This is a genomic window from Yersinia fenwicki (assembly GCF_043099325.1).
Classification (GTDB): Bacteria; Pseudomonadota; Gammaproteobacteria; order Enterobacterales; family Enterobacteriaceae; genus Yersinia.
The window spans coordinates 486,241-505,409 of sequence record NZ_CP170755.1; the positions used below are offsets into that span (position 1 = coordinate 486,241).

Consider the following 19,169-nt stretch of genomic DNA (forward strand, 5'->3'; position numbering starts at 1 on the left):
GTAGAACCCAGTAATCCGGCTACAGGAGCCGGGCATAACGGATAAAACGACGTTGCTTACCTAATTACTCTGTTTCTGGCGGTAATTCAGTGATGATCTGATAAAGCTCATCATCACTTTGCGCTGCTCGTAAACGACGGCACACTGTTTTATCAGCTAATCTCTTAGCCACTAAAGACAAAGTGTGTAAGTGAGTTTTACATTGATCTGCTGGAACCAACAAGGCAAATAATAGATCAACCGGTTGGTTATCAATAGCATCGAAAGCAATGGGTTGCTCCAGGCGGATAAATACACCTACAGCGCGCAGTGTATCTTCCTCCAGCTTGCCATGTGGTATCGCGATACCACTACCAATGCCAGTACTGCCCATGCGTTCGCGGGTTAACACAGCATCGAAAACGATCTGTGATGGCAGGTTAAGCTGTTTGGCAGCTAACTCGCTGATAATTTCCAAAGCCCGCTTTTTACTTGAGCAATGTACGGAGCTTTTGGTGCACTCGATATTTAATACCGAGCTTAATTGCAATGCTGGATCGTTGATCATTTCATCTTTCACTTAAGCGCTGTTTTACGCCTGATGCCAGCGGAATATTCTTCTCTGCTGGCATCAGGTTGTGTAGCGAGTGTAGAACCTTTGCTGTCTACCCGTCATACTTCAAGCCGCATGTGCGTTGACTGCCCTCGTTCACCTCAGTCACTTACTGGTGTAAGTTCCTGAGGATTCGCTCAGTTGCCGCCTTCATGCAACTCGAATTATCTAGGGTATATAACAGCAACAAGGGTTCCTAATGTTGTTTCAATTTATCTTTGTGTTTGTTCAACTGGCGGGCCAGTTTATCAACCAAAATATCAATTGCGGCGTACATATCTTCCTGCTCTGAACTTGCGTGCAACTCGCCTCCATTCACATGTACCGTGGCTTCTGCAATTTGTTTTACTTTTTCGACACTTAAAACCACATACACCTGGTTAATTCGATCAAAATATTGCTCAAGTTTGGCAAATTTAGTGGTAACAAACTCGCGTAATGCGTCGGTTATTTCGACATGATGTCCGGTAATATTGAGTTGCATAGTGTCTTCCTTCTCAGTTCAGGTCAAACCAACTGTTTACGCTGGTTTGACGGCGGGATGGATAACGACTCTCGATACTTCGCGACGGTTCGCCGAGCCACCATAATGCCTTGTTCACATAATAGTGTGGTCAGTTTACTGTCACTAAGTGGTTTGGCTGGATTTTCTGCCGCAACCAATTTTTTCACCAGTGCACGAATCGCAGTAGAAGAAGCTTCGCCTCCGCTATCTGTATTGACATGGCTGGAGAAGAAATATTTCAGTTCGAAAATTCCTCGAGGACTGTGCAGGAACTTCTGCGTAGTTACTCGGGAAATTGTCGACTCATGCATATCCACGGCTTGGGCAATGTCTGCCAGCACCATGGGTTTCATAAATTCAGGCCCATTGTCAAAAAAAGCTACCTGCTGCTCTACAATGCAACGTGCTACTTTCAATAGCGTTTCATTGCGGCTCTCAAGGCTTTTTATCAACCATTTTGCTTCTTGCAAATTGCTACGGATGAACTGCCCATCACTGTCATTACGGGTATTGCTGCCCATCGCTGCGTACTGTTGGTTGATTTTCAGGCGTGGAATGCTATCGGCATTAAGCTCGACCGTCCAGTGCCCTTTGTCTTTTCGTACCAGAACATCTGGAATCACATACTCAGATTCCCCTGTATTGATAGACTGACCCGGGCGCGGATCCAGTGACTGAATCAGAGCAATGGCTTCTTTAAGTGTATCTTCTTTTAGCCGACTTAAACGAATCATCGTACGGAAATCATGGTTGCCTAGCAAATCCAGATATTCGCTAATGACCAAACGTGCTTCAGCGAGATAGGGGGTATCTTTGTCATATTGCGATAGCTGTACCAATAGACACTCGCGCAGGTTACGCGCGGCTACGCCAATGGGATCAAAGTGTTGTATTCGCTTGAGTACAGCTTCGACTTCGTCCAATGCGACATTCTCATCCCCCATGCTTTCCAGAATGTCTTCCAGTGACACAGTGAGATAGCCAGTTTCATCAACCGCATCGACGATCGACGTTGCAATGGCGGCATCAGTTTCTGAGAACGGGGTCAAGTCTACTTGCCACATCAAATAGTCTTGGAGAGTTTGAGTGGTTTCCCCCTGATAGACCGGCAGTTCGTCGTCGCTGTAATCATTGCCCATACCTGATGGCGTGCCTGCGGTATAAATTTCATCCCAAGTCGCATCCAGTGGTAACTCTTCCGGCATATCTTTCTGTTCCAGTGCTTCGCGGGTATCAAGCGATTCACTGTCTATTGTTTCTTTTGCATCTATCTCTTCATGAAGATCAGTTTGCTCAAGCAGGGGGTTGCTCTCCAGCGCTAACTGAATCTCCTGCTGGAGTTCTAGCGTAGAAAGTTGCAACAGGCGAATAGCCTGCTGCAGCTGTGGAGTCATAGCCAGTTGTTGGCTGAACTTGAGTTGCAAACCTTGCTTCATAATGCGGTATCAATTTTCCTGATGACTAACAAAATCATTAACAGTGTCTGGTATTGGATTAAAGACGGAATTCTTCGCCCAGATAAACACGTTTAACTTGTTCGTCAGCCAAAATTTCCTGTGGTGTGCCGTGAGCGATTAAATGCCCTTGGCTTACAATATAAGCCCGCTCACAAACGTCTAGCGTCTCACGCACATTATGGTCGGTAATCAGTACACCGAGGCCGCTGTCGCGCAGATGCTCAATTATCTTTTTGATATCAATAACAGAAATCGGATCAACCCCGGCAAACGGCTCATCCAGCAGAATAAATTTGGGATTGGCAGCCAGCGCACGGGCGATTTCGACACGGCGGCGTTCACCGCCGGAAAGCGATTGGCCCAGACTGTCACGTAAATGAGTAATATGGAACTCTTCCATTAACTCATCAGCCCGCTCCTGACGTTGCTCAGATGAGAGGTCTTTACGGATTTCCAGCACCGCCATCAAATTGTTAAAGACACTCAGACGGCGGAAGATAGAGGCTTCTTGCGGCAAATAGCCAATCCCGCGCAGGGCGCGCTCATGTAACGGCAAGAGGCTGATATCTTCGTCATCAATCACAATGCGCCCGGCATCACGCTGGACAATGCCGACGACCATATAAAAAGTGGTGGTCTTACCCGCACCGTTCGGCCCAAGTAAACCGACAATTTCACCGGATTTTACTTTCAGGCTAACGTCTTCGACCACTTTACGGCCTTTATACGCCTTAGCCAGTTTTTCTGCGATTAATGTTGCCATAAATGATTATTTACTCTTCTTTTGGCCTGAAGCTGCTGGCCCTTTATCTTGTAATTGAGACGGTAATAGCACGGTGGTAACACGTTTGCCTTTATCACTGAAGGCTTCCATCTGCTGTTTTTTCACCAGATACGTGATGCGATCACCTTTGATATTACTATCAAGCTGCTCCAGATAGGCATTACCGGTCAAGACCACAAAATCATTAGCGACTTCGTAACGCAGTTTCTGGCCGTGGCCTTTAACCGGTTTGCCGCTATCTTGCATCTGATAGAAAGTCACGGGATTACCAAAACCTTCGATGACCATTTTGCTCTGATCGCCGCCAGGGCGGGTCACCACGACTTTATCAGCCTTAATCTCAATGGTACCTTGCTTGATAACCACATTATCGGTAAAGGTGACTGTATTGGCCCCCATATCCAATGCTTGTTTAACCGAGTCGACCAGGACGGGCTGATCAGTATCGCCGGTTAACGCTAACGCGGGCAGGCTTGCGGCCAAAAGTGAGCTGGCAAGCAAAAGATGAAGAATTTTATTTTTGGATTTCATAAGAGGTTTTAACCTTTTCAATCAGCTCGGCGGTTTTATCCCGCAAGTTGCCACGCATTTTCATGCCGTTAGATGTAAATCCAACACCAAAGAGGGTAACTTCATCATCGGAGAATACATCCTGAGTGATCAAATTAACCTGGGCGTTATCAGTTTTAATTTTTTGTAACTGTGCGTCAGGGGTTAGGCTATCAACCTCAACATGACCATACAAATAAAGCATCTTATCATCGGTCAGCTTGGCGCGATCTGCTCGTACTGTCCAAGTGGCGACAGCATGCTCATCGAACATCGTCATCACCGGCTTGGTAAACCAGGTCAGCTCCTGTGCGCTGAAGTTCTTAACCTCTTCTGCCACCAATTTATAATTCAGTTGCCCGACCGGATTAAAAACTACCGTCACCGTATGCTGGCTTTGCGATGAGGGTTCATTATCATCAATCGTAGCTTGTGTATCTTTTTGATTAAAACCGGAAATGTTCCAGCCAATCAGGGCTAAAGCAATCAGTGCTAAGGATAAAGTTATCCATAGTCTTGTTTTACTCATATCGACAATCCTTTGGCACCTTCGAGTTTACCTTGGGCCAATAATATCAAATCACATAACTCGCGTACTGCACCGCGGCCGCCATTGATGTGTGTAACATAATGCGCCTTGGGAATGAGCAATGGATGGGCATCCGCCACCGCGACAGATAAACCGACTTGTGCCATCACCGGCCAATCAATCAGATCATCGCCGATATAAGCAACTTGCTCAGGCAGACATTTTAAGGCGACTAATAACTCGTTATAGGCGACCAGCTTATCAGATTGCCCTTGATAAAGGTGGGTAATACCTAAAGTGTTGGCACGGTCTTCCAGCAATTTGGCGTTACGGCCAGTAATAATAGCCACTTCGATACCGGAGGTTATCAGGCAGCGAATACCATAGCCATCCCGCACATTGAAAGCTTTCAGCTCTTCACCCTGATTGCCCATATAAATCAGGCCATCTGACATGACGCCATCAACATCACAGATCAATAAGCGAATGTTGGCCGCACGTTCCATAACGCTGCTAGCCACCGGGCCATAGCATGTGTCCAGATATACAATGCTACTCATAATTTACCTTTTATTAAACGACACCGGCTCTCAGCATGTCGTGCATATGCACCACACCCAGCAATTGGTCACCATCGGCGACTAACACCGCAGTAATATGACGTGACTCCATTAGGTTGAGAGCATCTACTGCCAACAAGGAGGGACGAACTCGAATGCCACCGCTGGTCATCACATCGGCGATTTTCGCATTATTCAAATCAATACCCATATCAAATACCCGGCGCAAATCACCATCGGTAAAGATACCTTTAATCATCATTAAGTCATCACAGATTACGGTTAAACCCAGATTTTTCCGAGTAATTTCCAGTAATGCGTCGCGTAATGAGGCATCAGGGCTGACGTGAGGAATGTCGGCTCCGGTATGCATGATATCGCTGATTCGTAATAACAACTTGCGCCCCAGTGCGCCCCCCGGATGGGAGAGTGCAAAGTCTTCTTGCGTGAAGCCCCGGGCCTGTAGCAAGGCCACGGCGAGCGCATCACCCATCACTAATGTTGCCGTGGTGCTGGTGGTCGGTGCTAATCCCAGCGGGCAGGCCTCTTGCGGCACTTTGATACACAAGTGAATATCAGCCGCTTTACCCATAGTGCTTTCAGGGTTGTTGCTCATGCAAATAAGCTGAATTTTCTGGCGTTTAAGTACCGGGATCAAAGCCAGAATCTCGTTGGACTCACCCGAGTTGGATATGGCTAATACAATATCTTGCGGCGTGATCATCCCCAAGTCGCCATGGCTGGCCTCGCCGGGATGGACAAAGAATGACGGAGTGCCGGTGCTGGCGAAAGTCGCGGCCATTTTGCATCCGATATGGCCAGATTTACCCATCCCCATAACGACAACTTTACCGTGGCAGTTAAATATTGCCTCACAAGCTTCGGTAAAATCATCGTTAATATATTGATCAAGCTGTGCCAACCCTTCGCGCTCAATCTGTAGAACTTGTTTACCCGCCTGTTGGAAATCTACTCTTGGTTGTAAATCCATACTCGGCTGTAAATCAGAAGAAGACATACTGGGTTCCTGTATGCGGCATTGTTTATGTTATGCGGCACTAAAGGGAGTAAAAAGTAGCACCGCCAGGTAGGCAATAAACCCACATAATAACAGAGCGCCTGCCATATGGCCGATTCGATGTTTACGCCCCAAACAAAGTACAGTGAATATCACACTGACACCGAGCATGACCCAATAATCTCGCTGGAACGCTTCGGGGTTGATATCACCAGGGGACAGTAATGCGGGAACGCCTAATACAATAACGATATTAAAAATATTTGAGCCGATGATATTACCAACCGCCATATCATCTTCACCTTTCAATGCGCCCGCGATGAATGTCGCCAATTCAGGTAAACTGGTACCGATGGCAATAACAGTCAGCCCGATGACCAGTTCGCTGACTCCCGCGACTCTGGCGATAACAGTGGCATTGTCGATAATCATTTTGGCTGACAGCGGCAAAATAATGAAGGCCAGCACCAGCCATAATAATGCGACGGTATTACTGCTGTCTTGCGGTAATTCCGCCAATTGTTCGCGAGTGAAAATGTCATTTCCTTGCGAATGGGCCAGACGGGCAATTTTTACCATCAGGACAATAAACGCGGCGGCTGCCAAGAGCAATATAACGCCATCGCCCCGACTAAGATGGTTATCTGCCAGCAAGAAACCACACAATACCGTCACGACCAACATCAAGGGTAACTCGCGACGTAAAATCTCTGAGCGCACGGTCAGTGGGCGTATCAGGGCGGCACCACCCACAATCAGCAAGAGATTGGTAATATTAGAACCCAGTACATTGCCAACGGCCATATCCGTTTGGTTATTCAGCGCAGCAGTGACGGACACAATCAGTTCCGGCAGCGAGGTGCCAATACCTACAATGGTTATCCCGATAATGAGTGGCGGGATACCGAAAGAACGGGCTAACACCGCTGCGCCATAAACTAATCGGTCAGCGCCGTACACTAATAGCACCAAGCCAATGATTAATAGTGTTATTGCAAGAAACATGCAGAGTCCTTTATTAGGTATAATACCGATCCGTTGGCATAAACTGGCTATTGGTAACCGATGGTCGACATCACTAAAAGCGCTTTACGCTAATCTGGGTTACCTCCTAATTTTGACTGTGAGAGCCAGAAAAGTAAAACTTATGGCAACTTTGGCTACGAAAAAGCGTTAATAAATTGTCAGAATACTTCTCAATTGCGCTCGTTATCGCCATTTGCTGTAACATTGGCGCTAGATGAGCCATAAAAAGGCCTAAGGGACGAATGATAATGAACCAACTGGCGTCGAATTTGATAGAGATCCGCGGGATGAGTTTTACCCGTGGTGAGCGCCCGATATTCGCCGATATCAACATGACGGTCCCGCGCGGCAAAGTCACGGCGATTATGGGGCCTTCGGGGATTGGTAAAACCACACTGCTGCGCCTCATTGGCGGGCAACTTGCACCAGATACCGGTGAAATCTGGTTCGATGGCGATAATATTCCGGCGCTTTCTCGTCAGCGTTTGTATGATGTGCGCAAGAAAATGAGCATGTTGTTTCAATCGGGGGCGTTATTCACCGATTTAACGGTATTTGAGAATGTGGCTTTCCCATTACGGGAGCATAGCCATTTGCCCGAAGAGTTGCTGCACAGCACGGTGATGATGAAGTTAGAAGCCGTGGGGTTACGTGGTGCGGCTAATTTAATGCCAGCTGAGCTTTCAGGCGGTATGGCTCGTCGTGCTGCGTTGGCGCGAGCAATTGCTCTTGATCCGGAATTAATTATGTTTGATGAGCCTTTTGTCGGTCAGGACCCTATTACCATGGGCGTACTGGTAAAGCTGATTGATGAGCTGAATCATGCACTGGGAGTCACTTGTGTGGTGGTTTCCCACGATGTACCGGAAGTGCTGAGCATTGCTGATTATGCTTATATAGTGGCAGATCAGCATGTGATTGCTGAAGGAACACCCGAGCAGCTACAAGCCAATGACGATATGCGGGTGCGTCAGTTCCTTGATGGTATTGCCGACGGGCCGGTGCCGTTCCGTTTTCCGGCGGGTGATTATAAAACTGAGCTGTTAGGCTGATGGAGTATTCATGTTAGTACAGGCTTTGGCGTCTCTAGGTCGCCGGGGCATTAATGTCTGCGCATCCTTTGGTCGCGCGGGTTTAATGCTATTTAATGCGCTGGTTGGCCGGCCTGAACCGCGAAAACAGTGGCCATTATTGGTCAAGCAGCTATATAGCGTTGGGGTGCAATCCTTACTGATTATTGTGGTTTCCGGTCTGTTTATCGGTATGGTTTTGGGCTTGCAGGGCTTTTTGATCCTCACCACTTACAGTGCGGAAGCCAGCCTCGGGATGATGGTTTCTTTATCATTACTGCGAGAGTTGGGGCCAGTAGTGACGGCATTGCTCTTTGCTGGCCGTGCCGGTTCAGCCCTGACGGCAGAAATTGGTCTGATGAAAGCCACAGAGCAGATTTCCAGCCTGGAAATGATGGCGATTGACCCTCTGCGGAGGGTGGTTGCTCCCCGGTTCTGGGCAGGGCTTATCAGTATGCCACTATTGACGGCTATCTTTGTCGCTGTAGGCATCTGGGGCGGCTCTGTAGTCGGTGTCGACTGGAAGGGGATTGACGGCGGTTTCTTCTGGTCAGCGATGCAAAATGCCGTTGAGTGGCGTACAGATTTACTGAATTGCCTGATTAAAAGCCTGGTATTTGCTATTACCGTGACGTGGATTGCGCTATTTAACGGTTATGATGCAGTCCCAACATCTGAAGGGATTAGCCGGGCAACGACCCGTACTGTGGTGCATTCGTCACTGGCGGTATTGGGATTAGATTTTGTGCTGACAGCACTGATGTTTGGGAACTGAGTCGATGCAAACGAAGAAAAGTGAAGTCTGGGTAGGGGCGTTTATACTGATTGCTATTCTGGCGGTCGTGTTCCTCTGCTTAAAAGTGGCCGATATCAAAGCAGTGGGCAATCAGCCGACTTATCGGATTTATGCCACTTTTGACAATATTGGTGGCCTGAAAAACAATTCCCCAGTCAAAATTGGTGGTGTCGTAGTGGGTCGGATCGCTGAGATAACGCTGGATACCAAAAATTATAGCCCACGTGTGGCGATGGATATCCAGCAGCGCTATAACCATATCCCAGACACCAGCTCCCTGGCGGTACGTACTTCAGGTTTATTGGGTGAACAGTTCTTGGCACTCAATGTCGGCTTTGAAGACCCCGATATGGGCACCGGTATTTTGAAAGATGGTGGTGTTATTCAAGACACCAAATCTGCTTTGGTTCTGGAAGACCTTATCGGCCAGTTCTTGTACAAGAGTAGCGGTGATGGTAATTCTGGTACGCCAGCCAGTGAACCAACTGCTGCATCAGCATCCGCGGCAGCAAATGGCGGCTTACCTGCAACCCAACATCCTTGAGAGGGTATCTGAATGTTTAAACGTTTACTTATGGTCGCATTGTTGGTGGTCGCCCCACTGGCGAATGCTGTCGATCAGACCAACCCATACCGTCTGATGGATGAAGCCGCGCAAAGAACCTTCACGCGCCTGAAAACTGAACAAGCGAAAATTAAACAGAATCCAGACTATTTGCGTACGATCGTACGTGAAGAGTTATTGCCATTCGTTCAGATTAAATATGCAGGTGCGTTAGTACTGGGCAGCTATTACAAAGCCGCTACACCTGCACAGCGCGAGGCGTATTTCAATGCATTCAGCCAATATCTGGAACAGGCATATGGTCAGGCCTTGGCGCTATATCACGGCCAAACTTACGATGTTGCACCGGACCAACCGTTGGGTGATGCCAATATTGTTGCCATTCGCGTGACTATCCTTGACCCTAATGGTCGTCCGCCAGTGCGTTTAGATTTCCAATGGCGTAAAAATAGCCAAACTGGCCACTGGCAGGCGTATGACATGATAGCCGAAGGGGTTAGCATGATCAGTACCAAGCAAAATGAGTGGGCTTCTATCTTGCGTCAGAAAGGTGTAGATGGTTTGACTCAACAATTGCTGATTGCCGCGAAACAGCCGATAACTCTGGATAAGCAGTGATTATGGCAGATGAGCTGAATTGGCAGTCTCAGCAGGAAACGCTGGTACTGCAAGGTGAATTGGATCGCGAAACGCTGTTACCTCTGTGGCAACAGCGTGAAGCATTATTGACCGATAAGACGCGCATTGATGTGAGCCAATTACGTCGTGTTGACTCATCTGGTCTGGCGCTACTGGTTCACTTTCGTGAATTGCGCAGCAAACAAGGCGGCTCACTAGCGATTATCGGTGTCAGTGATCGGCTATCTACCTTGATTGAACTGTACAATCTGCGTGACGTCATCCCGGTAGAAACAATCACCCCTGTAGAAACAAGCAACACATAGCAAGTAGCATTAAGTTAGCGCTATTTTGTGTCGTTTATTCACAAAGCAAATAACTAAAGTTTTCAAGCCTCTGTGTGCAATAGCAAAACAGGGGCTTTTCTTTAGTTTCAGAGAAAGCCGTATTCCACTAATATGTTGAACTGGCTATGATCCTTATAAAATAGAATGAATCTTATGGATACTAACGAAATTAAAGACGTGCTGATGCAAGCATTGGCATTACAAGAAGCTCATGTTACCGGTGACGGCAGCCACTTTCAGGTGATTGCTGTGGGTGACTTATTTGCCGATATGAGCCGGGTGAAAAAACAGCAGGCTGTGTACGCGCCTTTGATGGAATATATCGCTGATAACCGTATTCATGCCTTATCGATTAAGGCCTATACGCCACAAGAGTGGCAGCGGGATCGCAAACTAAACGGCTTTTAATGCTACTGGCTTCAAAACTGCCTACAGTCTAGTCTACCGGCAGTTTCTTAAGCGGGCGGTGAATTCGAATTTGACAACAAAGAGTGGTCACAATGGATAAGTTTCGTGTGCAGGGGCGGACCCGCCTAAGCGGTGAAGTCACCATTTCCGGAGCAAAAAACGCGGCATTACCGATATTATTTGCTGCGTTATTAGCGGAAGAGCCGGTTGAGTTGCAAAATGTCCCAAAGCTAAAAGATATTGATACCACCATTAAGTTGCTAAGCCAATTAGGCGTCAAAATTGAGCGTGACGCTGTTTCTGGCTCGGTTTTTGTTGATGCTAGTGGGGTGGATGAGTTCTGCGCACCGTACGATTTGGTTAAGACCATGCGTGCCTCTATTTGGGCATTGGGCCCACTGGTTGCTCGCTTTGGTAAAGGGCAGGTCTCATTACCGGGTGGTTGTGCTATCGGCGCACGCCCAGTCGATTTGCATATCACCGGTTTGGAACAGCTGAGTGCTGAAATTAAGCTGGAAGAAGGTTACGTTAAAGCCTCTGTCAATGGTCGTCTGAAAGCGGCACATATCGTGATGGATAAAGTCAGTGTTGGCGCAACCGTGACCATTATGAGCGCTGCAACCTTGGCGGAAGGTACCACGGTCATTGAAAATGCTGCTCGCGAGCCAGAAATTGTCGATACAGCGAATTTCTTGAATACGCTGGGCGCTAAAATCAGTGGTGCAGGCACCGACCGTATCACCATCGAAGGCGTTGCTCGTTTGGGCGGTGGTGTGTATCGAGTGCTGCCAGACCGTATTGAAACCGGGACTTTCCTGGTTGCGGCTGCTATCTCGGGCGGCAAAGTGGTTTGTCGTCAGACTCGCCCTGATACGCTGGATGCCGTACTGGCTAAACTGCGCGAAGCAGGTGCTGATATTGAAGTTGGCGACGACTGGATAAGCCTTGATATGCATGGTAAACGCCCTAAAGCGGTTACTTTGCGAACGGCTCCACACCCAGGTTTTCCAACAGATATGCAGGCCCAGTTCAGCTTATTGAATTTAGTGGCTGAAGGGACGGGTGTCATCACCGAAACTATTTTCGAAAACCGTTTTATGCATGTGCCAGAACTGATTCGTATGGGCGCACATGCAGAAATCGAGAGCAATACTGTGATTTGCTATGGTGTTGAGCAATTGTCTGGAGCTCAGGTCATGGCAACCGATTTGCGTGCTTCTGCTAGTTTAGTACTCGCAGGTTGTATTGCTGACGGGGTAACGATTGTTGACCGTATTTATCATATCGACCGTGGTTATGAAGGTATCGAAGATAAATTGCGTGCGCTAGGCGCTAAAATCGAACGTGTAAAAGGCGAATAAGCCTTTTCTGATCGAGTCATAAAAATGCCAGTCGATGATATCGAGCTGGCATTTTTTTTAGCCATACATAAGAGAAATTATGGTGCAGGTTGCTGACTAAGAACTTCGTTTTGATCCAATTCGCTGATAGTGATTTGTGCCATGATTTGTTGGCCATTACGTAATAATAAAACCGGAATGGTGGTTCCAGGGCGAATCTCTGCCACCTGGTCCATGGTTTCTATCACGGATGTTGCAGGCTTATTATTAACGCTAAGAATAATATCGCCCACTTGTAAGTTGGCATTTGCCGCCGGGCCACTTGGCGATATCTTGTTCACTTTAATACCGTGGATTCGCTCGCCGCTATTGCCACTGGCATTGAATGGCGGGTATTCCTCGCCGGTAATCCCAATATAGCCGCGAATAACTCGCCCATCACGAATCAGTTTTTCCATCACTTTGGTTGCAAGTGCCGTCGGGATGGCAAAGCCAATTCCTTCTGGGGTTTCGCCATTGCTGCTTTTATCAAAGGACAGAGTGTTAATCCCCATCAACTCACCCAAGGTATTTACCAACGCACCACCGGAATTACCCTGGTTGATTGAGGCATCTGTCTGAAGGAAGTTTTGCCGCCCAGAATCACTTAAACCAATACGCCCAGTGGCACTGATAATACCTTGTGTGACGGTTTGACCGAGATTATAGGGGTTACCGATTGCCAGCACGACGTCACCAATGTGTGGAGCACGATTAATATTAATGGGAATCACAGGCAGGTTTACAGCATCAATTTTCAAAACGGCTAAATCAGTCAGGTTATCTGAACCGACCAGCAATGCTTCAGAGATACGGCCATTTTGTAATGCGACAATAATTTGTTCAGCATTATTGATAACGTGTTTATTGGTAAGGATATAACCCTTGTCACTCATGATGACGCCAGAACCCAAGGTTCGAATGGCTAATCCATCCTGAGTAGAGCTTAGGCTGCGGTTATAAACATTAACAACGGCAGGAGCAGCCCTGCGCACTGCTTGATTATAACTGGCAGGAACCTCTTCATCTACGCTATCACCATTGCCGGAAAAAAAATGACCCGGACTGCGGAGCATAGGCATTGCGACCAGCAAGATACCGGCAACAATTAGCCCCAAAATAATAGAACGCAATAGCTTAAGAAACATGAATTTTAAGGCATAAATGAATAGGTAACCGGAGAATAGCATGAGTTTGACGGACACAGCATTGTGCTGTGTCCGATTTTTCTGCAAATTAGCGGATTAAAAGATAAATATTCTCTTCACCGCGCACAATATTCAGTGCAATGACAGCTGGTTTGGCTTCAATAGCTTTACGTAACTCGGCGATATCCTTAACTCGCACACGGTTTACCGCAATTATCACATCGTCTTTCTGCAAGCCAGACTGTGCTGCCGGAGAACCTTTCGTCACGTTTTCAACTTTAACACCCTTGCTGCCACCTTTGATTTCGCCATTGCTCAGCGATGCACCCTGCAACGATGGGGATAAGGTGTCAGCGCTAGTTGATGATGGGCTGCTGTTCTCCAGAGTGACGGTGACTTCAAGTGGTTTGCCTTCGCGCAATAAGCCCACTTTAATGGCTTTACCCGGCCCGGTGGTGCCCACTTTGGCGCGTAACTCAGCAAAGCTGCTGATAGGTTTGCCATCCACAGAAACCAAGACGTCGCCCGCTTTTATACCCGCTTTAGATGCTGCAGATTTTGGCAAGACTTCACTGACGAAAGCACCTCGCTGAGCATCAATATTAAAGGCTTTAGCCATGTCAGCGGTCATTTCACTACCACGAATACCCAGCAGGCCGCGCTTCACTTCACCAAACTCAATCAACTGCTGGCTGAGGTTTTGCGCCATGTTGCTTGGGATCGCGAAACCAATACCAATATTACCGCCGCCTGGAGCCAAAATAGCGGTGTTAATCCCAATCAATTCGCCGTTTAAGTTAACCAGCGCGCCACCCGAGTTACCTCGGTTGATAGAGGCATCAGTCTGAATGAAGTTTTCTAACCCTTCCAGATTCAAACCACTGCGGCCCAGTGCGGAAATAATACCTGAGGTCGCGGTTTGCCCCAGACCAAATGGGTTGCCCACGGCGACTGCAAAATCACCGACTCGCAGGTTGTCAGAATCTGCGATTTTAATGGCGGTCAAATTCTTGGCATCAGTTAGTTGTAATAAAGCGATATCAGTTTGTTCGTCACGGCCCAGTAGTTTGGCATCATATTCACGACCATCATTGAGCTGAACACGAATTTTATCTGCGTTATTGATAACGTGGTTGTTGGTTAATATATAACCTTTTTCCGCGTTAATAATGACACCAGATCCTAAACCTTCAAATGGGCGATTACTCTCTTTACCTGTTGGCGCATTGGGGCCAAAGAAGAATTTGAACTCTTCTGGCAAGCGCTGCTGCTGTGCCTGAGTACCAGAAACGTGAACGCTGACGACCGCTGGCAGCACCTTTTCTAACATAGGGGCCAAGCTTGGGACTGATTGCCCTGCGACGGCTGCAGGGAGAGCTGCTGCGTTCACCATAGGAACAGATGCGAGACCTAAGCCGACACTCATGGCCAATGCACTAAGAAATAATGACTTTTTCTTCATTGATTTGAACTCTCTCAATACCTAACGGTGAATGAATAGGGGGATGGCTGCTACAGGCCTGTTAAAATTTTAGACTCTGAATTAGCTAAAAAATTCACTTATTTCAAAAGGCTACTGCTGTTCTAAAAATAAGCACCCTAAGATGTCACTTGATATAGGGGTTAGGATAAAGCAATTCAAGAAGAGGTAAGTATAGAAGTGTAAATGTGCTGACTACAGCGGTGAGTGCTGTAGTCAGCTTTATATCCCCGTCATACTTCAAGCCGCATGTGAGTTGGCTACACTCAATAATCCGAATCACTTACCACAGTAAGCTTATCGGGATTATCTCACTTGCCGCCTTCCTACAACTTGAATTATTTAGGGTATAGATAGAAATTTAGCTTAGTCTCGAGTCTGATGTTCCGGGCGTAGTAAGCCTGATGCCCCTTCGGAGTAATCGCGAGGTGGCATTTTGACCGGTGCCTGATCATTATCAGCTTCAGATTCAGTCAGACGGTAGCGGAACGGATTATCTTGCATTGGCAAGTCCGGCAATAAGTTATTGGAGCTTTTCGCCATATGTTGATAAAGCTGGCGATAGTCGCGAGCCATATTATCAAGCAATTCTGCGCTGCGGGCAAAATGCCCAACCAGTTCCTGACGGTATTCTTCCAGATCTGTTTTGCTCTTCTCCAGCTCATTTTGCAGCACTTGCTGCTGACGCAATTTACGGTTGCCAAAGCGCATAGCCACCGCGCCAATCACAATACCAACAACCAACCCAATAAGCGCATACTCCCAGGTCATGATGACTCCTTTTTTGACTTCATTGTTCAGCAGGGCTTTTTCACTTAATAATACCCACTATAACCGTTAACCTTGTCTGAGTGGAATCCTGATGCAACTTTGCCTAGGGTTATTAGGTTTTTTCTGCAGCGACCAAGTCGGTAAATGCTGCGATTGCCCGATAAATCAGCAAGAAAGTACTGCCAAAAGTAGATAATTATTTTATCAGGGATTATTGATAAACATGCAACCGAGTTCACCTATAGCACTTTACCAGCAGGCAATTGATGCCGGCGACTACCAACCAGACGATGTTCAACGGCGCACCGTAGCACGACTGGACACCCTTTATCAGGAACTGAGTCAACACCGTACCCCTGCGGCTAGTCATGGTATACGAGGGCGCTTGGGGCGCTTACTGGGCCGCAGCGCGCCAAAAATACCAATACTTCCGGCTCAAGGTTTATACATGTGGGGGGGCGTTGGGCGGGGCAAAACCTGGCTGATGGATCTGTTTTTCCACAGTTTGCCGGGTGATCGTAAGCTGCGTCTGCATTTTCACCGTTTTATGTTGCGAGTGCATCAAGAGCTAACAACATTGCAAGGTCATGAAAATCCGTTAGAAATTATCGCTGATGGCTTCAAAGCGCAGACGGATGTGCTGTGTTTTGATGAGTTCTTTGTTTCGGATATTACTGATGCCATGCTGCTGGCAACATTGCTGGAAGCACTGTTTGCGCGTGGTATCACCCTAGTCGCAACCTCCAATATTCCACCGGATGACTTGTACCGCAACGGTTTACAGCGAGCGCGTTTCGTACCTGCCATCGAACTGATTAAACAATATTGTGATGTGATGAATGTTGATGCCGGTATTGACTATCGTCTGCGTACATTGACTCAGGCAAACCTGTATTTGACGCCGCTCAATCCACAAACCGAGCAGGCTATGGAGGATATTTTCGTCAAACTTGCAGGTCTTGCGGGTAAAGAGAAAGAGGGCGAAAAAGCACCTATTCTAGAGGTCAATCACCGACCTTTGTCTGCCATCTGCTCGGCGCAAGGCGTGCTGGCCGTAGACTTCCACACATTATGCGAAGAGGCGCGCAGCCAACTTGATTACATCGCGCTGTCTAAGCTTTACCACACCGTATTGCTGCATAATGTCCACAAAATGGCGACGCAAGATGAAAATACCGCTCGACGCTTTTTGGCATTAGTTGATGAGTTTTATGAGCGGCGGGTGAAATTGATCATTGCAGCGGAAGCATCAATGTTCGAAATTTATTGTGGTGAGCGGCTTAAATTTGAATATCAGCGTTGTTTATCACGGCTACAAGAGATGCAAAGTGAGGAATACCTCTCTTTACCGCACTTACCGTAATCGCACGTGTGGTAAAAGCTATCTGCGCCGCAGTTATTCACTTTTAACTGACTAAAATGCTATTCTGTGCAGGGCGATTATTCTTCGCCCTAACTTAACATGTTTAATTTATACCTTTCTTGCCAAAAACAGTTCGATCTTTGACGTCGACTTCTCTATAATCTTGCGACCCCACGTTACAACAAAGTTTTTTTCCCAGAACTTTGTATAGTGCCAGCATTGGCTATTCGAAGGGGTAGGTTTGCTGGACTGATGGTCGTGTGAGCCTCAACTGTTTTTGAACGTTTGGGTGTTCACCAACGTGTAACTTATTAATTGGGTAAGCTTTTATAATGAAAACTTTCACAGCTAAACCAGAAACTGTAAAACGCGACTGGTATGTTGTTGACGCGAATGGTAAGACCTTGGGTCGCCTCGCTACTGAACTGGCTAGTCGCTTACGCGGCAAGCATAAAGCGGAATACACCCCGCACGTTGATACTGGTGATTACATCATCGTTCTGAACGCAGAAAAAGTTGCCGTAACCGGTAACAAGCGTACAGACAAGATTTATTACCGTCACACCGGTCACATCGGTGGTATCAAACAAGCGACCTTTGAAGAGATGATTGCCCGCAGTCCTGAGCGTGTGATTGAAATCGCGGTTAAAGGCATGCTGCCGAAGGGTCCGCTGGGCCGTGCAATGTATCGTAAACTGAAAGTTTATGCAGGTACTGAGCACAATCATGCGGCACAGCAACCGCAAGTTCTGGACATTTAATCGGGATTATGGCAATGGCTGAAAATCAATACTACGGCACTGGTCGCCGCAAAAGTTCCGCTGCACGCGTTTTTCTTAAGCCGGGTAGCGGTAATATCGTTATTAACCAACGTAGCATCGAAGAGTACTTCGGTCGCGAAACTGGCCGTATGGTTGTTATGCAACCGCTAGTACTGCTGGATATGGTTAGCAAGTTTGACATGTACATCACTGTTAAAGGTGGTGGTATTTCAGGTCAGGCTGGTGCTATCCGTCACGGTATCACCCGTGCACTGATGGAATATGACGAGTCTCTACGTGGTGAACTGCGTAAAGCTGGCTTCGTAACGCGTGATGCGCGTGAAGTTGAGCGTAAGAAAGTGGGTCTGCGTAAAGCACGTCGTCGTCCACAGTTCTCCAAGCGTTAATTTTTTGCCGTCATGGCAGCAGATTAATGGTAAAAACCCGGTGTCTCACCGGGTTTTTTTATTGGTATGAAACAAGATAAATAGCTGAAAAACACACTTCCATCATTTTATTCATTATATTTTTATCGCTAAGCTGTTGTCTGATAGACAATTATTGATGAAATCGCAGCAGCATCCCCACAAAACATGCAAAATCTGGTAAACTATCACTCACTTTTGTGCCTGTTCGGCGAACTGTTTGCATCCGTGTATCTCCCTGGCTGAATTATTCTCTCGACCAAGGCTTATTTACGGCAGCAACTACCTTGATTGCGAACCGGCGGTAAAACGACTCAGGATAGCAACGTCACCGTGGGCTATTCGCATTGTTTTCTAGATAATCTTGGAGGTTTTCATGGCTGTCGCTGCCAACAAACGTTCGGTAATGACGCTGTTTTCCGGCCCGACCGACATTTTTAGCCATCAAGTACGTATCGTACTGGCGGAGAAAGGTGTCAGTGTTGAGATTGAGCAGGTTGAAGCTGATAATCTGCCGCAGGACCTGATTGACCTCAATCCTTACCGTACAGTTCCTACTTTGGTTGACCGCGAGCTGACTCTGTATGAATCCCGCATCATCATGGAATATTTGGATGAGCGTTTTCCTCACCCACCATTGATGCCGGTATACCCAGTTGCACGTGGTAGCAGCCGCTTGATGATGCACCGTATTGAGCATGACTGGTATTCCCTGCTGCACAAAATCGAGCAAGGTAATGCACAGGAAGCAGAAGCTGCACGTAAACAGTTGCGTGAAGAACTGTTGTCCATCGCGCCAGTGTTTAATGAAGCACCTTACTTCATGAGCGAAGAATTCAGTCTGGTTGATTGCTACCTGGCTCCGTTGCTATGGCGTTTGCCAGAATTGGGCATTGAATTCACCGGTGCGGGTTCTAAAGAGCTGAAAGGCTATATGACTCGAGTGTTTGAGCGTGATGCATTCCTGGCTTCTCTGACTGAAGCTGAACGTGAAATGCGCCTGCAAACCCGGGGTTAA

Annotated in this window: 23 protein-coding genes; 11 read left to right on the forward strand and 12 right to left on the reverse strand. The window is 47.3% G+C overall.

The annotated features are described in order from the left end of the window. Window positions 1-64: 64 nt before the first annotated feature. The 9 genes from ptsN to ACF3VQ_RS02265 all read right to left on the reverse strand — a co-directional run bounded on the left by ptsN (window position 65) and on the right by ACF3VQ_RS02265 (window position 6,999). Window positions 65-547, reverse strand: coding sequence for a PTS IIA-like nitrogen regulatory protein PtsN (gene ptsN / locus ACF3VQ_RS02225; RefSeq protein ID WP_392433225.1), 483 nt, complete (start codon window positions 545-547; stop codon window positions 65-67). Between the two features lie 241 nt (window positions 548-788). Beyond that, window positions 789-1,076, reverse strand: a complete 288-nt coding sequence (hpf, locus tag ACF3VQ_RS02230; RefSeq protein ID WP_005162480.1) for a ribosome hibernation promoting factor — start codon at window positions 1,074-1,076, stop codon at window positions 789-791. A gap of 23 nt (window positions 1,077-1,099) precedes the next feature. Further along, complete coding sequence (gene rpoN, locus ACF3VQ_RS02235; protein ID WP_392433226.1) at window positions 1,100-2,533, reverse strand: RNA polymerase factor sigma-54; 1,434 nt, start codon at window positions 2,531-2,533, stop codon at window positions 1,100-1,102. Between the two features lie 58 nt (window positions 2,534-2,591). Further along, window positions 2,592-3,317, reverse strand: a complete 726-nt coding sequence (gene lptB / locus ACF3VQ_RS02240; RefSeq protein ID WP_004392029.1) for an LPS export ABC transporter ATP-binding protein — start codon at window positions 3,315-3,317, stop codon at window positions 2,592-2,594. A gap of 6 nt (window positions 3,318-3,323) precedes the next feature. Continuing rightward, window positions 3,324-3,869 carry a lipopolysaccharide ABC transporter substrate-binding protein LptA gene (gene lptA / locus ACF3VQ_RS02245; RefSeq protein WP_392433227.1) on the reverse strand — a complete coding sequence of 182 codons (546 nt, stop codon included), beginning with the start codon at window positions 3,867-3,869 and terminating at the stop codon, window positions 3,324-3,326. After that, window positions 3,853-4,416, reverse strand: coding sequence for an LPS export ABC transporter periplasmic protein LptC (gene lptC / locus ACF3VQ_RS02250; RefSeq protein WP_392433228.1), 564 nt, complete (start codon window positions 4,414-4,416; stop codon window positions 3,853-3,855). The genes lptA and lptC overlap by 17 nt, the downstream gene beginning before the upstream one ends. Continuing rightward, the gene (kdsC, locus tag ACF3VQ_RS02255; RefSeq protein ID WP_392433229.1) at window positions 4,413-4,976 is read right to left on the reverse strand and encodes a 3-deoxy-manno-octulosonate-8-phosphatase KdsC; all 564 of its coding nucleotides are present in this window, start codon (window positions 4,974-4,976) and stop codon (window positions 4,413-4,415) included. The genes lptC and kdsC overlap by 4 nt, the downstream gene beginning before the upstream one ends. 13 nt (window positions 4,977-4,989) lie before the next feature. Continuing rightward, window positions 4,990-5,994: an arabinose-5-phosphate isomerase KdsD gene (gene kdsD, locus ACF3VQ_RS02260; RefSeq protein ID WP_392433230.1), complete on the reverse strand. Its 1,005-nt coding sequence runs from the start codon at window positions 5,992-5,994 to the stop codon at window positions 4,990-4,992. A 30-nt stretch (window positions 5,995-6,024) separates the two neighbouring features. After that, window positions 6,025-6,999: a calcium/sodium antiporter gene (locus ACF3VQ_RS02265; RefSeq protein WP_392433231.1), complete on the reverse strand. Its 975-nt coding sequence runs from the start codon at window positions 6,997-6,999 to the stop codon at window positions 6,025-6,027. A gap of 269 nt (window positions 7,000-7,268) precedes the next feature. Here ACF3VQ_RS02265 and mlaF point away from each other — a divergent pair, with 269 nt between their 5' ends. From mlaF to murA, 7 genes are all read left to right on the forward strand, one after another. Next, window positions 7,269-8,072: a phospholipid ABC transporter ATP-binding protein MlaF gene (mlaF, locus tag ACF3VQ_RS02270; RefSeq protein ID WP_019080047.1), complete on the forward strand. Its 804-nt coding sequence runs from the start codon at window positions 7,269-7,271 to the stop codon at window positions 8,070-8,072. A 10-nt stretch (window positions 8,073-8,082) separates the two neighbouring features. Then, window positions 8,083-8,865, forward strand: coding sequence for a lipid asymmetry maintenance ABC transporter permease subunit MlaE (gene mlaE, locus ACF3VQ_RS02275; RefSeq protein ID WP_005188437.1), 783 nt, complete (start codon window positions 8,083-8,085; stop codon window positions 8,863-8,865). Window positions 8,866-8,869: 4 nt separating this feature from the next. Next, window positions 8,870-9,430, forward strand: a complete 561-nt coding sequence (mlaD, locus tag ACF3VQ_RS02280; RefSeq protein ID WP_392433232.1) for an outer membrane lipid asymmetry maintenance protein MlaD — start codon at window positions 8,870-8,872, stop codon at window positions 9,428-9,430. Window positions 9,431-9,442: 12 nt separating this feature from the next. Then, window positions 9,443-10,069, forward strand: a complete 627-nt coding sequence (gene mlaC, locus ACF3VQ_RS02285; protein ID WP_005162447.1) for a phospholipid-binding protein MlaC — start codon at window positions 9,443-9,445, stop codon at window positions 10,067-10,069. 2 nt (window positions 10,070-10,071) lie between these two features. Next, complete coding sequence (mlaB, locus tag ACF3VQ_RS02290) at window positions 10,072-10,395, forward strand: lipid asymmetry maintenance protein MlaB (RefSeq protein WP_392433233.1); 324 nt, start codon at window positions 10,072-10,074, stop codon at window positions 10,393-10,395. 174 nt (window positions 10,396-10,569) lie between these two features. Further along, window positions 10,570-10,824, forward strand: coding sequence for a BolA family iron metabolism protein IbaG (ibaG, locus tag ACF3VQ_RS02295; protein WP_050087609.1), 255 nt, complete (start codon window positions 10,570-10,572; stop codon window positions 10,822-10,824). Between the two features lie 92 nt (window positions 10,825-10,916). Continuing rightward, complete coding sequence (murA, locus tag ACF3VQ_RS02300) at window positions 10,917-12,185, forward strand: UDP-N-acetylglucosamine 1-carboxyvinyltransferase (protein WP_392433234.1); 1,269 nt, start codon at window positions 10,917-10,919, stop codon at window positions 12,183-12,185. Between the two features lie 77 nt (window positions 12,186-12,262). Here murA and degS read toward each other — a convergent pair whose 3' ends face one another. From degS to zapG, 3 genes are all read right to left on the reverse strand, one after another. Then, entirely contained in the window at window positions 12,263-13,351 is a 1,089-nt protein-coding gene (gene degS / locus ACF3VQ_RS02305; protein WP_392435413.1) for an outer membrane-stress sensor serine endopeptidase DegS, read from the reverse strand. Between the two features lie 88 nt (window positions 13,352-13,439). Further along, window positions 13,440-14,813 carry a serine endoprotease DegQ gene (gene degQ / locus ACF3VQ_RS02310; protein WP_392433235.1) on the reverse strand — a complete coding sequence of 458 codons (1,374 nt, stop codon included), beginning with the start codon at window positions 14,811-14,813 and terminating at the stop codon, window positions 13,440-13,442. A 384-nt stretch (window positions 14,814-15,197) separates the two neighbouring features. Continuing rightward, a complete protein-coding gene (gene zapG, locus ACF3VQ_RS02315; RefSeq protein WP_005162428.1) occupies window positions 15,198-15,602 on the reverse strand; it encodes a Z-ring associated protein ZapG in 405 nt (134 codons plus the stop codon). A gap of 223 nt (window positions 15,603-15,825) precedes the next feature. Here zapG and zapE point away from each other — a divergent pair, with 223 nt between their 5' ends. The 4 genes from zapE (at window position 15,826) to sspA (ending at window position 19,169) form a co-directional block, all read left to right on the forward strand. Then, entirely contained in the window at window positions 15,826-16,965 is a 1,140-nt protein-coding gene (gene zapE, locus ACF3VQ_RS02320) for a cell division protein ZapE (protein ID WP_392433236.1), read from the forward strand. Between the two features lie 332 nt (window positions 16,966-17,297). After that, window positions 17,298-17,726 (forward strand): 50S ribosomal protein L13, encoded by a 429-nt coding sequence (rplM, locus tag ACF3VQ_RS02325; protein WP_004710905.1) that lies wholly within the window; start codon window positions 17,298-17,300, stop codon window positions 17,724-17,726. 14 nt (window positions 17,727-17,740) lie between these two features. Further along, complete coding sequence (gene rpsI, locus ACF3VQ_RS02330; RefSeq protein ID WP_019080041.1) at window positions 17,741-18,133, forward strand: 30S ribosomal protein S9; 393 nt, start codon at window positions 17,741-17,743, stop codon at window positions 18,131-18,133. Window positions 18,134-18,527: 394 nt separating this feature from the next. After that, the gene (gene sspA / locus ACF3VQ_RS02335) at window positions 18,528-19,169 is read left to right on the forward strand and encodes a stringent starvation protein SspA (RefSeq protein WP_005162411.1); all 642 of its coding nucleotides are present in this window, start codon (window positions 18,528-18,530) and stop codon (window positions 19,167-19,169) included.